Genomic DNA, 15,152 nt, shown 5'->3' with positions numbered 1-15,152 from the left:
GCTCAGGCCGACGCCCGACGGTTCTTGCGGTGCTTCAGGAGCAGCTGAACGGCCACGCCCGTGATGAGCACCGAGAACGCGACGTTCGACCAGAACGGCGTGATGGCGGTCGCGGTCAGCAGTCCGAGCGGGGATGCCGCGCACGCCGTGATCCCGACGAACGCCGCGGCGCGCACGTCGATGTTGCGACGTCGGGCGTTTCCGAACGTCGCCGACACCGAGCCCGGCACCATCATGAGCAAGGAGGTGCCCTTCGCGACGAGGTCGCTCGCACCGAAGAAGAACATCAGCACCGGGACGACCACGATGCCGCCGCCGACACCGAGGAGGCCGGAGAGCACACCGGTGATCACGCCGACGACGCAGAGCGCGATGGCGGTCAAGGGGTCGAGCGCGATCACGTCGTCGCGTTGCGGCACCACGATCCACAGGCTCACGACCGTGATGGCCAGGAACCCGATGAACGACCAGAAAAGCGGCGCCTTCGGGATCCTGGCGAGCAGGTAGGTTCCGATCTGCGCCCCGCCGACGACTCCGACGGCGAGCAACGCGCCGGCGATCCAGTCGACATTTCCCGACAGGGCATAGCTGATCGCACCGACCACTGCCGTCGGCAGGATGGCCGCGACCGAGGTGCCGGCGGCGAGGCGTTGAGAGAAGCCGAGCAGCATGAGCGCGGGGACGACGACGATACCGCCGCCGACGCCGAACAGGCCGGAGAGGTAGCCCGCTGCCAGGCCGAGCGCGATCAGCGCCACCGCCGAATACCGGGTGGCGTCGGCGGGGGTGGCGTTGGATTCGAGGTGGCGCGTCATCTTCAGATCTCGGTTCGTCGTTTCAGGTGTGTTCGGTACGGGCGCGGTCACTCGCCGACGATGGCCGCAGACCCGTCGGAGCGCGGATCGCTGGCGGCGTCGTAGCCCGACGGCAGGATGCGGATCAGGTTGGAGTGACCGAGCCCCTCGTCACGGGGCTGCACGGTCTTCACCTGGAGCCCGCTCGCCCGGAGCGCCTCCTGCGCTCGGCCGGGCACATCCGCTTCGACCGTGACCGTGCGAGCGGTGTCGCCGTCGTCCTGCACGCCGACGACCCAGCGGGCTGCGCTCGTCGCCTCGATCGCGGACGCCCCCGCGAGGGAGTTGAGCAGCAGGTGGGCGTGGATCTGCGGCTGTGCCTGTCCGCCCATGGTCGCCGCCGCGAACGCGAGCTCGCCGTCGCGTTGGGCGAGCACGGGCATGAGCGTGTGGGGCGGGCGACGGCCGGGCGCGTAGGCGGCGGGATGCGCGGCGTCGAGTGAGAACGAGGTCCCGCGATTCTGGAAGAGAATGCCGGTATCGGGCTCGAGCACGCAGGCTCCGAACGCCCAGTACACCGACTGCACGAGCGAGACCGCCCATCCGTCGGCGCTCACGGCGGTGAGGCCGACGGTGTCCCCGGATGCCGCTCGCGCGTCGGCGCTGATGAGTTCCGGGGCGTCCATGCCGACGAGTTCGTCCGCGCCGACCTCCGAGGTATCGGGGTCGGCGAGCCAGCGTGCGCGCACCCGGTTGTTGCCGGCGAAGACGGCCGCGAGCCGGCCGGCGTCGGCACCGAGAGGGTCGGTGATTCCATCCTGTTCGAGCGCCCGCAATGTGCGGAGCAGCGAGAACCCCTGGGTGTTCGGAGGGCTGGTGAGCACCTCGATGCCGAGCGTCTCGATCGAGATGGGCCGTTCGATACCTGCACGATATCCGGCGACATCCGTCTCGCTGATTCGGCTGCCGAGCGCACAGAGGCCGGCGATCCAACGCGACGCGATGCGTCCGATGTAGAACTCGTCGGGTCCGTGCTCGGCGAGCCGTCCGATCGTGTCGCCGAGGGCGGGCTGGAGCAACGCAGCCCCCTCCTCGATCGGCGACCCGTCGGGGAGGAAGAGGTCGCGGCAGCCGGCGTCCGCCGCCAGGTCGCGACGGTCGATGCGCGCCGCTCGCGCCACCGATCGCGCGACCGGCACACCATCGTGCGCGGCGGCTGCGGCTCGACCGAGGCGCTGTTCCCAGGTGAGTCGACCACCGAGATCGGCGAGCGCGTGCCAGCCACGGACGCCACCCGGCACCGTGACCGTGTCGATGCCACGTGCAGGCAGCGCGGAACCGTGACGCTCGCGGAGCTCGGCGAGACCCATCGCCGAAGGCGCACGGCCGGTCGCGTTCACGAAGCGCACGACCCCGTCGGGGCTGCGCACGAGCGCGACGAGGTCACCGCCGAGGGCCACGTTGTTCGGGTAGACGACGCAGAGCATGGCGGCGGCGGCGATCGCTGCATCGATCGCGTTGCCGCCGCTGTGCAATGCGTCGGCGCCGGCCTCGGTGGCGAGGTAGTGAGACGTGGCCACCGCACCAGGCGTGGCATTCACCGGCGTCATGCGGGTGTCGACTCGGTCGCCGCGGACGAGACGGCCGCGTCGGCCGCGTCGGAATCTGCCGAGGAGGCGCGCAGAGCCGACAAGAGCACGGACTCGACGTGCGCTCGTGCCTCCGACTCCGCCTGGGGCCCATCGTGCGCTGCGATCGCTTCGAAGATGCGGCGGTGCGCCGCGCTCGACGCGATCCGGCGCTCGGGCGTCTGCAGCGCGCGCCGCCGGCTCGGAGCGATCTCTGACGCGATGAGTTCGGTGAGCTGGGCGAGCAGCGGGTTGTGCGTGTACTGGGAGATCGATTGGTGGAACGCGCGATCGAGCACGGCATAGTGCTCGAGGTCGGTCTCGACCTCCATCTCCTCGACGAGCGCGCGGAGCTGCGCGATGTCGCGGGACGTGACCCGGGTCGCGGCCAGCGCCGCGATCGGCGGCTCGATCACTGCACGCAGTTCCATGATGCGGGAGAGCTCGGTGTTCCCGGCGGCCGTGGCGTCGAGGAGGACTGAGAGCGCGTCACCGGCGTGACCACCGCGGGACGCAGCGGAGACGACGATCGTGCCCCGTCCCGGTCGACGGTCGATGAGGCCCCTGCTCTCGAGTTCGTGGAGCGCCTGTCGGATCGACACCCGGGAGACGCCGAGGAGCTCACCGAGCTCCCGCTCGGGAGGCAGTCGATCGCCGGGCTTCAGTTGCCCGTCGATGATGAGTCGTTCGAGGTCGACGGAGAGTCGATCGGGCAGAGAGAGCGATTCCGATCTCCGCAGCGATGTCCATTCCATATCGCGCTCCTTCGTTGGATGCCGAGCGGGAAGTGTCGAGCGAACGACATCCTCCCACTGAACAGATTGACAGTTGGTCCTACCAGCTGTCAAACTCTCCGAACACAGCGTAGTGACCCCCCGAAAATCTAGGAGTGATCGTGGCCGATTCGTTCTTTCTCCGCCGATCCGCCGGCATGACCGCGACCCTTGCCGTCGCCTTTTCCCTCGCCGCGTGCGCGGGAACCGGCGCTTCGGACACAGGGTCGCCCGATTCGGCGGGAGATTCGATCAAGCTGGTCTCCCCCAGCGCCCTGACGATCTGCACCGGTGATTCCCCGCCGAACATCTTCTACGACGAGAACAACGAGCTGACGGGCGTCGAGATCGACATCGCCGGCGCCCTCGCAACCGAGCTGGACCTGGAGCTGAAGCTCTCCGAGTACGCATTCGCCGGCCTCATCCCGGCGCTCCAGGCGCAGCAGTGCGACGTGATCATGGGCTCGCTCTACATCAAGCCGGAACGCGAGGAGATCGCGAACTTCGTCCCCTACCTCTACTCCGGAACGGCCGTCGGCGTGGCGAAGGCCAACCCGAAGGACGTCAGCGGGTTCGACGAATCCCTCTGCGGCACGAAGGTCGTCGCCATCACCGGGGCCACGGGCGCCGTCGAGGCCGAGAACCGGTCGAAGGAGTGCGCCGACTCCGGCGAGGCGCCGATCGAGCTCACGCTCGTGGACGAAGGCACGAACGCGATCCAACAGGTGCTCGCCGGCCAAGCCGACGCCTTCATCGACACCTCGGAGATCGTCGACTTCTACCATCGAGAGTCCGACGGAGACTTCGTGATGACCGGGGAGCCGTTCGGCAAGATCGAGATCGGCGCGGCGACCCTCAAGAACAACGCCGCCCTCAACGAGGCTCTCGACGAGGCATTCCAGACACTGCTCGACGACGGTCGTTACCACGAGATCCTCGAGCAGTGGGGCGTGCAGAGCGCCGACATCACCGCGAGCGCGTAGCCGCTGTCGGGCACCCCCGCATACCGACCTCCGAAGGAGCCCCCCATGGCGTTCGACTGGACCTACTTCTGGCAGAGCCTGCTCACGCCGAGCCCGCAGTTCCTCAATGGACTCGCGCTGACCGTCATCATCTCCGTGGTGGCGATGGCGCTCGCCCTCGTGCTCGGACTCCTCATCGCGCTGATGGGCCGCAGTCGATTCCTGCCGTTGCGCATCTTCGCGAGCCTCTACATCTGGGTGGTCCGCGGCACTCCGTTGCTCGTGCAGCTCGTGATCATCTACACCGGATTCGCCGCCGCAGGGCTGTTCCGCTTCGAGGATGTCGACCTGTTCGGCGCTCTCATCAAGGGCGCCGTGCAGGCGGCGATCGTCGGCCTCATGCTGAACGAGAGCGCGTACATCTCCGAGATCGTCCGCTCGGGCCTCGAATCGGTCGACCGCGGACAGAACGAAGCAGCGCTCTCACTCGGAATGACCCCGCTGGGTGCGATGCGCCGCATCATCGTGCCGCAGGCGATTCGGGTGATGGTGCCGCCGCTCGGCAACTCCTTCAACGGCCTCATGAAGAGCACCTCGATCCTGTCGATCATCGGCGTCGCCGAGATGTTCCAGATCGGGAGCACCATGAGCGCTTCGACGTTCAAGGTGTTCGAGATCTACATCGTGGTCGCGCTCTACTACCTGCTCCTCACGACCGTCTGGACATTGATCCAGACCGGGATCGAGAACATGCTCAACGCCCAAGCCGGTCTTCCGCGAGCCGAGCCCGTGCTCAAGCGGCTCTTCGGTCTCCGCAGCCGGAAGGCCACCGCCGTGGCCGCGCCGGCCCTCCAGCCCGTCGATGCCGCGTGAGGAGCGAGCAATGACCCTGTACACCGCCCCGAACACGATCGACGTCGAGCCAATCGTGCGTGCCGTCGGCGTGCACAAGTCCTTCGGTGACAAGCACATCCTGACCGGCGTCGACCTCGAGGTCGCTCGCGGCGAAGTGGTCGTGCTCGTCGGCCCATCCGGCGCAGGCAAGACGACGTTCCTGCGAACCCTCAATCGACTCGAGGCGATCGATGCGGGCGAGATCGCCGTGCGCGGCGAACGCATCGGCCAGCGCACGAACCCGCGCGGGCGGCTCGTCGAGCGATCCGTCCGCGAACTGGCGCAGCAGCGAGCCGAGATCGGGTTCGTGTTCCAGCACTTCAACCTGTTCCCGAACATGACCGTGCTCGAGAACATCTGGCATGCGCCGGTCCACGTGAAGCGCGAGGGGAAGGCCGCCGCCGTCGCCTACGCCAACGAACTGCTCGGTCGTGTCGGCCTCGCGGAGAAGGCGGACGTGCGCCCCCGCTCCCTGTCGGGAGGACAGCAGCAGCGCGTGGCGATCGCGCGGGCGCTCGCCATGCGCCCCGCGTTGATGCTCTTCGACGAACCGACGAGCGCCCTCGACCCTGAGATGGTCGGTGAGGTCCTCGCGGTGATGCGCGACCTGGCCGCCGCCGGCATGACGATGATCGTCGTCAGCCACGAGATGGGGTTCACTCGAGAAGTGGCCGATCGCGTCGTCGTCATGGACGGGGGCAGGATCATCGAGTCGGGCGACCCGCACCAGGTCTTCACCGCGCCGCAGCACGAGCGCACACGCCAGTTCCTGTCGAAGGTGTTGTGACAGCAGGGCCACGCGGGCGAGGAGGCGCCGTCGTCGGACATCGTGCGCGCCCCCTCTGGAAGGATTGACGCATGACGCAAGCCGAACTGCTCGTGAGCGTGCCCGGAACCACACTGCTCGATGCCCTGGGCACACCGCCGCCGCGCGTCGACGTCGTCATCTGGGATCTCGAAGCCCCCGCGCCGGCGGACCGCATCGACCTCGTCGTGCCGCCGTACATGGGGACGACGGCCGTGCTCGGTGCGCTCGACGGCGTCAGCACGCGGCTCGTGCAGTCGCAGTCGATCGGCTTCGACGGCGTCCCGGCCGCACTGCCGCCGGGCCACGTGTACGCCAATGCAGCGAGCGTGCACGAGACCTCCACCGCCGAGCTCACGCTCGCACTCATCCTTGCGTCGCAGCGCGGCATCCCCGACTTCGTGCGCGCCGCGGGCGAGGGCCGATGGGCGCCGGCCCGGCATGAGAGCCTCGCCGACCGACGCGTGCTGCTCATCGGGTACGGCGGCGTCGGCCGTGCGATCGAGGCCCGACTCGCCCCGTTCGAGGTCGAGGTCACCCGCGTCGCCAGCCGCGCACGCTCCGACGAGCAGGGGTTCATCCGGGGCATCGACGAGCTGCCGGCGCTGCTGCCGAACGCCGACATCGTCATCGTCGGCGTTCCGCTCACCGAGTCGACGACCGGGCTCGTCGACGCAGCGTTCCTCGCCGCGCTGCCCGACGGTGCCCTCGTCGTGAACATCGCCCGCGGCAAGGTCGCCGACACCGCGGCGATCCTCGCCGAGGCCGAGCGCGGTCGCCTGCGGTTCGCGCTCGACGTCACCGATCCCGAACCGCTGCCGACGGGGCATCCGCTGTTCGCTCTGCCGAACGTGCTCGTGAGCCCGCACGTGGGCGGCGCGTCGACCGCGATGATGCCGCGCATGGCACGGCTGCTGCGTGAGCAGATCGAGCGGATGCTCCGCGGCGACGAACCCCTGAACGTCGTGTACCGCAGCTGACGGACCTGGGCTTCGACAGGCTCGACCGGCACATCTTCGAGAGGACCCCATGCCCCACTTCGACCACGCCTTCGATTGGGCACGACGGAACACCGCCAGCGGCGCGCTGCCGACGGCCGTGCTCGGCATCGCAACGAGCGCCGGCATCGTCGCACTCGACGCGTTCGGCACCGAGCGCGGGCGCGAGACATCCGTCGACGATCACTATCCCCTCTTCTCGGTGACGAAGCCGCTCGTCGGTCTCGCCGCCCTGCGACTCGTCGAGCAGGGGCGGCTCACACCCGACACGCCCCTCGCCGACGCCGTACCCGAGTTCGGTGCCGACCGCGACGACGTCGTGCGGCTTCGACACCTCGTCAGCCACAGTTCGGGCATCGTCGAACCCCCGATGGACACTCCCGGATTGCGCTCGTTGCTGCTCGCACCCGGGCGCGACTTCACGGCCGGCACGGTCACGCGATACTCGACCATCGGCTTCGAGGGGGTCGCCGCCCTGATCGAGCATGCCGGCGACGAGCCGTGGTTCGACGCGGTCGCCGCCGTCGCGGCACGAGCCGGCGCCGACGGCTTCACGCTCGACGTCGACTCGACGCCGCACGAAGTCATCGAGGCATCCGCTCAGGGTCTCGACTACCCGCGATTCGCGGCGCTCGGCCACCCCGGGGCCGGACTGTTCGCGCGGGCCGCCGACCTGCTCGCCGTCGGCAGCGCCCTGCTGCGCAACGACGGCTCGCTCGTCGCACCCATCACCGTCGAGGCGATGCTGCGCCCACTGACCACGGACATGACGAAGCTCGAGCCCTACCGGGCCGAGCGCGGTCAGGAGTGGGGCTTCACGTGGAACCTGCGCAACAACGCTCCAGGCCTGCTCGCGCGCGACAGCTACGGCCACGGCGGCTGGGCCGGGTGCGAGTTCTGGATCACGCCGTCGCAGGATGTCTGCTTCGTGCTGCTCACGAACATCGCCGGCGGCTTCGGCCGGCTCGGCGTCGACGGCGACGAGCTGCACAACGCGGTGGTCGCGGGTGCGTAGCAACGGCATTCCCACCGGCACTCAGGCACCGCCGACCCGAGAGGCATAGGGTCGAGGCATGGCCATTTCGGCAGAACCTCGCGTCGCCCTGTACTTCGATTTCGACAACATCGTGATCTCGCGATACGACCAGCTGCACGGTGACAGCGCGTACCGCAAGGACACCTCGCGCGGCAAGGCGCCCGCCGCGGGAACGCAGACGGCGAAGAAGCTCGCCGAGGCGACCGTCGACATCGACGCCGTGCTCGACTTCGCCGCCACCTTCGGCACGATCGCGATCGCGCGGGCCTACGCCGACTGGTCGACGCCCATCAACGCGAGCTACCGCGGGCAGCTCATCGACCGGGCCGTCGACCTCGTGCAGCTCTTCCCGCTGTCGGCGACGAAGAACGGCGCCGACATCCGACTCGCGGTCGACGCGGTCGAAGACATGTTCCGCATCGACGACCTCTCGCACATCGTCATCGTCGCCGGCGACTCCGATTACGTCGCGCTCGCGCAGAAGGCCAAGCGGCTCGGCCGCTACGTCGTCGGCATCGGCGTCGCGGGCGGCACGAGCCGAGCGCTCACGGCATCGTGCGACGAGTACGCCGACTACGACACGCTGCTCGCCACCGACGTCGCCGTGAGCGACGACGAGGTGACGGAGGTCCCTGCGCCAGCCACTCGAGGCGGCTCACGCGGCCGCGGGGGTGCAGCGGTGACCGAGACCGAACCTGCTGAAGAGGCTGCAACGGCTGCCGCCGAACCCACGGCCGAGACGGCCAAGGCTCCCGCCCGCCGTCGTCGTGCGTCGACGAAGAAGGCGACCGAGGCCGGCACGGAGGCCGCGATCGAGTCGGCCGTGCCCGAGGCCGAAGTGCAGCGTCCGTCGGCACGGGCACTGCAGTTCGTCGCGCCGACGGACCCGGGCCCGATCGACGACGACGTCTCGGCCGGCAGCCCGCGCAACCCGGGCCGACTGCTGCTGAAGGCGCTCGAGCTGATGCGCGCGAAGAACGACGAGGAGTGGCAGTCGTCGAGCGCGGTCAAGAACCAGATGATGCGCATGGATCCGACGTTCCAGGAGCGCAGACTCGGCTTCGCGTCGTTCACCGACTTCCTCAAGTCTCGCGGCGGAGTCGTCGAGCTCGATGAGGCCGGCCGGGGCCGCGTGCGCATCCGCCCGAAGAAGGACTGAGCCGCGCCCCGCGGCGCTTCCCCTCCCGCCCCTCCGAGCACGCTCCGCGCCGCCCTCTCTCCACTTCTCTGCGCCGTTGCGCCTCCCTCCCACGACCGTTTGCGCCATCCGGGCGGTGTTGCAGGGGTCGTGAGCGCGCAAAAGGTCGTCACGGGCGGGCGTGCGGGCGGGCGCTTGATCGCACCGACTGTGGTCTGACCACATCTGCTATTGTGGTCTGACCACACAAGGAGGGGCGATCGGCATGGGCGCTGAGACATCCGACACCCCGCGCGCCTGGCGCAACGTGCTCGAGCACATCGAGCGACAGCTGCTCGACGGCGCGCTGCGCCCGGGCGACCGACTGCCCGGCGAGCGAGCTCTCTCGGCCGAGCTCGGCGTCGGCCGCTCGAGCGTGCGCGAGGCCCTGCGCGTGCTCGAGGTGCTCGGGCTCATCCGCACCGCCGCCGGCTCCGGCCCGAGTTCGGGCGCGATCATCATCGCCACTCCCGGCGGCGGCATGAGCGCACTCATGCGGCTGCAGGTCGCCGCGAGCGGGTTCCCGGTCGCCGACATCGTGCGCACGAGGCTCATCCTCGAGACCTCCGTCGCGGGCGATCTCGCCGACGCCTCGGCCTCCGCCGTCTCCCCTTCCGCAGCCACCGCCGCTCCCGACCTCTCGGCGGCCGAGGTGCTGCTCGACGCGATGGACTCCCCCGGCCTCGCCCCGACCGAGTTCCTCGCACTCGATGCGGCCTTCCACCTCTCCCTCGCCGAGGCCTCCGGCAACCAGGTCATCACCGCCACGATGGCGGGCCTCCGCAGCGGCATCGAGGGGTACGCGCTCGAGGGCGTCGCCGCCATCGCCGACTGGTCGGCCACCTCGACCCGCCTGCGCACCGAGCACCGCAGCATCGTCGAGGCGATCAGGGCGGCGGATGCCCCGGCCGCACGCGCCCGCACCCACGCCCACATCTCGGGCTACTACGCCGAGACGTTCCCACCCGCCGCGCCCGCCCAGTCCACCCGACCGCCGGTGTCCACCGTCCAGTCGCCCGCACGATGAGCACCCCGATGAGAAAGCAGAGTCGCACCATGGTCCAGCGCCAGTTCCCGAACCCCAAGGAGCTCGCCGAGCTCATGAAGTTCAAGAAGCCGACGCTCAACCCGACCGACCGCCGACTCGATCGGGCGGTGACCATCGCCGATCTCCGCGACATCGCGAAGCGGCGTACGCCGAAGGCGCCGTTCGACTACACCGAGGGCGCCGCCGAGGGCGAGATCTCGCTGGCGCGTGCGCGACAGGCGTTCCAGGACATCGAGTTCCACCCGTCGATCCTGCGCAGCGTGCCGGTGGTCGACATGACCCGCGACGTGCTCGGCGGCCCGAGTGCCCTGCCGTTCGGCATCGCCCCCACCGGTTTCACCCGGCTCATGCAGACCGAGGGCGAGATCGCCGGCGCCGGCGCCGCCGCCGCCGCGGGCATCCCGTTCACGCTCTCGACGCTCGGCACGACCTCGATCGAGAACGTGAAGGCCGAGAACCCGAACGGCCGAAACTGGTTCCAGCTCTACGTCATGCGCGACCGCGAGATCTCGTACGCGCTCGTGCGCCGTGCCGCCGCTGCCGGCTACGACACCCTGTTCTTCACCGTCGACACTCCGGTCGCCGGCGCGCGCCTGCGCGACAAGCGCAACGGCTTCTCGATCCCGCCCCAACTCACGCCCGCGACGGTGATCAACGCGCTGCCCCGCCCGGCGTGGTGGATCAACTTCCTCACGACGCCCTCGCTCGAGTTCGCGTCACTCTCGACGACCGGCGGCACGGTCGCTGAACTGCTCGATCACGCGATGGACCCGACGATCTCGTTCGACGACCTCGACATCATCCGCGGCATGTGGCCCGGCAAGATCGTCGTCAAGGGCGTACAGACCGTCGCCGATGCGAAGCTCCTCGCCGACCGCGGCGTCGACGGCATCGTGCTCTCGAATCACGGCGGTCGACAGCTCGACCGGGCGCCGATCCCGTTCCACCTGCTGCCGCACGTCGTGCGCGAGGTCGGCTCCGACCTCGAGGTGCATGTCGACACGGGCATCATGAACGGCGCCGATATCGTCGCCTCTGTCGCACTCGGGGCCCGATTCACGCTGATCGGTCGCGCGTACCTCTACGGCCTCATGGCCGGCGGGCGTCGCGGCGTCGACAAGACCATCTCGATCCTCCGCGGCGAGATCGAGCGCACGATGAAACTGCTCGAGGTCGCGACGCTCGACGAGCTCGGTCCGCAGCACGTCACGCAGCTCTCGCGCTTCACGGCGCTGCCGAAGCCGGTGACGGATGCCGCAGCGCAGGCGGTCGAGGCGAAGCCGAAGACGGTTCGGGCTCCGCGTGCGGCGGGTTCGACCGCGAAGACGACGTCAGCCACGAAGACTGCGACCGCGAAGACGTCTGCCTCAGTGACGAAGACGGCCGCATCCGCGCGCACCGCCATCAAGAAGTAGCGCACGAGCCCGCGATGACGGCAGTTCATGCGGGTGTGCCGGTCGCACAACCCGCACGAACTGTCGTCGACGGCGGCAGTCAACGACCCCACCGCCGACTCCGCCTCTCGGCTACACCTCGATGGCGCCGCCGCGCTCCTGCAGGTAGCGCCGGAGCGTGAGGTCGGGGTCGGACGCCTGGCGCTCGCGGTAGCGCGTGAAGTCGAGTTGCTCGCGCAGGCTTTCGCCGCCGCGCATGCGATCGGCCTGTGCCGTCTCGGTGAGCTGGATGGCACGTGCCAGCTCGGCGAGCTCGTCGGCCCGATCGGCCGGAACCACGAGCACGCCGTCATCGTCGGCGAGGACGTGATCGGCCTCGCTGACGGTGACGCCGTCGAGCACGGCACTCGGCATGCGGCGGCCGGCGGGCGGCACGCGGCGGGGACCGTACGGACAGGCGCCGAGGCTGAACACGGGCAGGCCGATCTCGCGCAGCTGGGAGCTGTCGCGATGCAGTCCCCAGACGACCAGTGCGGCCAGGCCGGCGCGCTCGGCTTCGAGCACCATCAGGTCGCCGACGCAGGCCTCGTCGAGGCGCCCGCCGTTGTCGATGACCATGACGTCGCCCGGCGAGGCGTCGTCGATCGTCTCGAGCAGCACATCGACGCTGCCGAGATGCGTGACGGGTCTCGCCCGGCCCGCCACCAGCGGGCCGGGCACGACGGGGCGCAGCGCGACCGGGCCGAGTCGCGCATCGATGCCGAGCCGTAGCGCGGCATCGGCGATGGCTGCGGTGGACGGAACAGCAGCGGATGCCGCGGCTGCGTGCATGTCGAACCTCCCGATGTCGTTTGGGTTCGAGTGTGGCACGCGCTTCGGACACCCCTCACCCGGCGCCGATCAGCTCCTCGAGACGAGCGATCGGGTCGTACCAGCCGAGATCGAGGATCGCCGTCTGCACGGTCTTGTCGAAACCGGTCAGCACCGCGAGGCCGACGAGGATGAAGACGACGCCGATCGTGCGTCGGAACCATCCGTCGGGGTTCGCGAGCCACCCGAGACGCCGCACGAGTCCCCGGCCGAGCAACGCGATCAGCAGCAGCATGCCGGCGAGCCCCGCGGCGTAGGCGAGCACGTACCCGAGGCCCTCGGCGAAGGAGACCGGCAGCACCGCGGCGACGATCAGCGCATAGGTGGGGCTGCAACTCGAGAACACCGGCCCGAGTGCCGCACCGGTCAGGATGTCGCCGGCGAAACTGCGCCGAGACACCGAGCGGTCGAGCATCGCGCCGCTGCGGGCCTGCAGGCCGAGCAGCATCGAGACCCGGGTCCACACCGCGGGCACGAGCAGGTCGATGCCGAGCGCGATGACGATCACCCCCGAGACGATCTGCCAGACCTGCGGCGGCACGCCGAGCAGCGTCGTCGTGGCCTTGAGCAGCAGCGTGAAGGCGACGACGCTCACCGCGAGCGACACGGCGATGACATACGGCCGCCAGCGGGCACGGGGGTCGGCATCGCCGCCGCGTATCACCGAACCACCGACGATGACGGGCAGCAGCGGCAGCACGCACGGCGCCGCCACGGTGAGCACGCCCGCGGCGAGGCTGAGCAGCAGCGAAGCGGTCATCGCTCAGGGCATCGCGGCGACGAGGGCCGCGATCGAGGGGTCTTCGTAGAGCACCGAGCTCGAGATCTTCTCCCCCGCGTCGTCGACGAACACGACGGTCGTCTGCAGGGTCACCTCGTACTTCTGGCGCAGATCGGTTCGGCCGTCGTAGTCGACCTTGAAGACGGTGAGGCCGTCGGGCGCGCCGTCCGCGCGCAACTCCTCGTCGAGCGCGCGGCAGTTCGGGCACCAGCTCGCGTGGAAGAAGAGCACCTTCGCACCGGCGGTGGCCTCGATGAGACCGTCGGCGTAGTCGAGGTACGCGCCGGGTGCGACATCCGACCCGGTCTGCGGTGCATTCGATGCCGGCGCAGACGCAGAGGCGGTCGCTGACGGCGTCGCCGACACGGACGCCCGTGCCGATTCGTCGACCGGCGTCGGCCCGGCTGCGGCGCAGCCCGCGAGCGCGAGCGCGGCGGCGAACGCGAGGAGGGTGACCGCAACCCGCATCTCAGGCCTTTCGTTCGCACGCGTCGGACTCGCCCGATGGCGCGACCGGTTCCACCGTAACCGTGTCGTCGGGCAGCGCACGTCGCAAGACCTTACGAGCCGGTGACGCCGTCGATCACCAGCCCGTGAAGAGCAGGTGCTGCACGACGAGGGCGAAGGCGAGTTGCCCGGCGAATCCCGCGCGCCGCCACCGTTCGCTCAGCAATGCGGTGCCGAGCAGCAACCAGGGCACGAACGGAAGCCAGATCCGCTCCACCTCCGCTCGGCTCATCTGCGAGAGGTCGGCCGCGGCCACGCTGAGCAACGCGGCGATGGCGAGTGCGGCGAGCACGCGTTCGGAGGTCGCCAGCGCACGCAGTCGGATGCCCCGCTGCACCGTGACCGCGACGGCGGCGCCGACCATCGGGCCCGCACTCACGGCGAGCGCCGCGAGGTTTCCCCACATCCAGTACGTCGGTTGGCGACGGCTCGCGACGCCGTCCCAGTACCGCTCGACGAGCACCGGGTACGCGTCCCACCACTCGAAGCCGAACGCCGCGAACGCGAGCACCACGGCGAGCGCGGCGCCGGCAGCCCACGGCAGGGGGCGCCAGTCGCGACCGATGAGCAGCACCGCGACGGCGAGGATGCCGAGGAGGGGAAACCCGTACGAGAGCATGACGCAGTATCCGAGCACGAGGCCGGCGGCGACCGACCACCCGGCGAGTGCGCGCCGCGACTCCGCCGTGACGCCGAAGGCGAGCAGGCAGAGCCCCCACGCGGCGACGGCGGTGAACATGCCGTCGGCCGAGACGGCCATCCAGATCGCCGCCGATCCCATCACGAGGAACGGGGCGGCCCGGCGGGCACCCGCTTCGGCGCCGAGACGTCGCAGGGCGATCAGCACGGCGACGGGGGCGGTCGCCGCGGCGAGCAGTACGACGGTGCCCGCAGCGAGACCGCTGCCGAGCCCGAGCTGCACGAGCACCACGAAGAAGAGCAGTGCCCCCGGCGGGTGCCCGGCGAGGTGGACCGGCCAGTTGTCGGGCGCATCGAGCGGGATGCGGGAGACGTACTCGCGCAGGGTGGCCGGGAAGTCGGTCACCGATCGGGCCGTCTCGAGGTACTCGTAGGGCGTCTCGAGGATGTGCCCGATGCCGTCGAGACCATCGACCGTCGCGAGCGCCGCCATCCAGGCCGCGCCGGCGACGACGGCGACGACGAGGAGCCACCGCCACCGCAGGCGTTCCGCCATCCCGACGCCGTACACCGCGGCGAAGACGGCGAGCACGACCGCGGGCACGGTGCCCGGCCCGAAGCGCGGCAGCCACTCGGCGTGCAGGGGCGGGAAGGAGCGCACGTGCACGCTCTGGCCGAGGATCACCGGCACGAGCATCGCGAGCACGATCAGCGCGACCGCGACGCCGATGCCGACCCACGGCACCCAGCCGCTCGACGACGCCGGGCGCGGCGTATCGAGACCGAGCGGGCGAGCGGTGTCACGTCGACGATCGGGCACGTCTCGACCCTAGGCAGAACGGATGC

Annotated in this window: 15 protein-coding genes; 8 read left to right on the top strand and 7 right to left on the bottom strand. The window is 70.0% G+C overall.

Annotation, left to right across the window (positions count from 1 at the left end):
• Positions 1 to 2 precede the first annotated feature (2 nt).
• Genes AC6CH0_RS06200 through AC6CH0_RS06190 form a run of 3 tightly spaced genes read right to left on the bottom strand, consistent with a single transcriptional unit; the run spans position 3 to position 3,177 of the window.
• Complete coding sequence (locus AC6CH0_RS06200; protein WP_498098935.1) at positions 3 to 815, bottom strand: sulfite exporter TauE/SafE family protein; 813 nt, start codon at positions 813 to 815, stop codon at positions 3 to 5.
• 47 nt (positions 816 to 862) lie between these two features.
• The gene (locus AC6CH0_RS06195) at positions 863 to 2,374 is read right to left on the bottom strand and encodes a gamma-glutamyltransferase family protein (RefSeq protein ID WP_498098934.1); all 1,512 of its coding nucleotides are present in this window, start codon (positions 2,372 to 2,374) and stop codon (positions 863 to 865) included.
• Between the two features lie 26 nt (positions 2,375 to 2,400).
• A complete protein-coding gene (locus AC6CH0_RS06190) occupies positions 2,401 to 3,177 on the bottom strand; it encodes a FadR/GntR family transcriptional regulator (protein WP_498098933.1) in 777 nt (258 codons plus the stop codon).
• 140 nt (positions 3,178 to 3,317) lie between these two features.
• On the opposite strand from AC6CH0_RS06190, the gene AC6CH0_RS06185 reads away from it, so the two are divergent.
• From AC6CH0_RS06185 to AC6CH0_RS06150, 8 genes are all read left to right on the top strand, one after another.
• Positions 3,318 to 4,178: an ABC transporter substrate-binding protein gene (locus AC6CH0_RS06185; protein ID WP_498098932.1), complete on the top strand. Its 861-nt coding sequence runs from the start codon at positions 3,318 to 3,320 to the stop codon at positions 4,176 to 4,178.
• A 45-nt stretch (positions 4,179 to 4,223) separates the two neighbouring features.
• Entirely contained in the window at positions 4,224 to 5,030 is an 807-nt protein-coding gene (locus tag AC6CH0_RS06180) for an amino acid ABC transporter permease (protein WP_498098931.1), read from the top strand.
• A 10-nt stretch (positions 5,031 to 5,040) separates the two neighbouring features.
• Positions 5,041 to 5,838 carry an amino acid ABC transporter ATP-binding protein gene (locus AC6CH0_RS06175; protein WP_498098930.1) on the top strand — a complete coding sequence of 266 codons (798 nt, stop codon included), beginning with the start codon at positions 5,041 to 5,043 and terminating at the stop codon, positions 5,836 to 5,838.
• Between the two features lie 71 nt (positions 5,839 to 5,909).
• Positions 5,910 to 6,836, top strand: coding sequence for a 2-hydroxyacid dehydrogenase (locus AC6CH0_RS06170; RefSeq protein ID WP_498098929.1), 927 nt, complete (start codon positions 5,910 to 5,912; stop codon positions 6,834 to 6,836).
• Between the two features lie 49 nt (positions 6,837 to 6,885).
• Positions 6,886 to 7,869, top strand: coding sequence for a serine hydrolase domain-containing protein (locus tag AC6CH0_RS06165; RefSeq protein WP_498098928.1), 984 nt, complete (start codon positions 6,886 to 6,888; stop codon positions 7,867 to 7,869).
• A gap of 58 nt (positions 7,870 to 7,927) precedes the next feature.
• Positions 7,928 to 9,049: an NYN domain-containing protein gene (locus AC6CH0_RS06160; RefSeq protein WP_498098927.1), complete on the top strand. Its 1,122-nt coding sequence runs from the start codon at positions 7,928 to 7,930 to the stop codon at positions 9,047 to 9,049.
• A gap of 244 nt (positions 9,050 to 9,293) precedes the next feature.
• Positions 9,294 to 10,094, top strand: a complete 801-nt coding sequence (locus AC6CH0_RS06155) for a FadR/GntR family transcriptional regulator (RefSeq protein WP_498098926.1) — start codon at positions 9,294 to 9,296, stop codon at positions 10,092 to 10,094.
• A 29-nt stretch (positions 10,095 to 10,123) separates the two neighbouring features.
• Complete coding sequence (locus AC6CH0_RS06150) at positions 10,124 to 11,530, top strand: alpha-hydroxy acid oxidase (protein WP_498098925.1); 1,407 nt, start codon at positions 10,124 to 10,126, stop codon at positions 11,528 to 11,530.
• 111 nt (positions 11,531 to 11,641) lie between these two features.
• Here the strand turns inward: AC6CH0_RS06150 and AC6CH0_RS06145 are convergent, their stop codons facing one another.
• The 4 genes from AC6CH0_RS06145 to AC6CH0_RS06130 form a co-directional block, all read right to left on the bottom strand.
• Positions 11,642 to 12,340 carry an RraA family protein gene (locus tag AC6CH0_RS06145; RefSeq protein WP_498098924.1) on the bottom strand — a complete coding sequence of 233 codons (699 nt, stop codon included), beginning with the start codon at positions 12,338 to 12,340 and terminating at the stop codon, positions 11,642 to 11,644.
• A 55-nt stretch (positions 12,341 to 12,395) separates the two neighbouring features.
• On the bottom strand, positions 12,396 to 13,139 hold the full coding sequence (locus AC6CH0_RS06140; protein WP_498098923.1) for a cytochrome c biogenesis CcdA family protein: 744 nt from the start codon (positions 13,137 to 13,139) through the stop codon (positions 12,396 to 12,398).
• A 3-nt stretch (positions 13,140 to 13,142) separates the two neighbouring features.
• Positions 13,143 to 13,628 (bottom strand): thioredoxin family protein, encoded by a 486-nt coding sequence (locus AC6CH0_RS06135; RefSeq protein WP_498098922.1) that lies wholly within the window; start codon positions 13,626 to 13,628, stop codon positions 13,143 to 13,145.
• A gap of 115 nt (positions 13,629 to 13,743) precedes the next feature.
• The gene (locus tag AC6CH0_RS06130) at positions 13,744 to 15,126 is read right to left on the bottom strand and encodes a hypothetical protein (protein WP_498098921.1); all 1,383 of its coding nucleotides are present in this window, start codon (positions 15,124 to 15,126) and stop codon (positions 13,744 to 13,746) included.
• Between the last annotated feature and the right edge of the window lie 26 nt (positions 15,127 to 15,152).

The organism is Agromyces sp. GQ35, from assembly GCF_059758475.1.
Note: the sequence above shows the minus strand (reverse complement) of the source record. Positions and strands in the feature narration are given on the sequence as shown.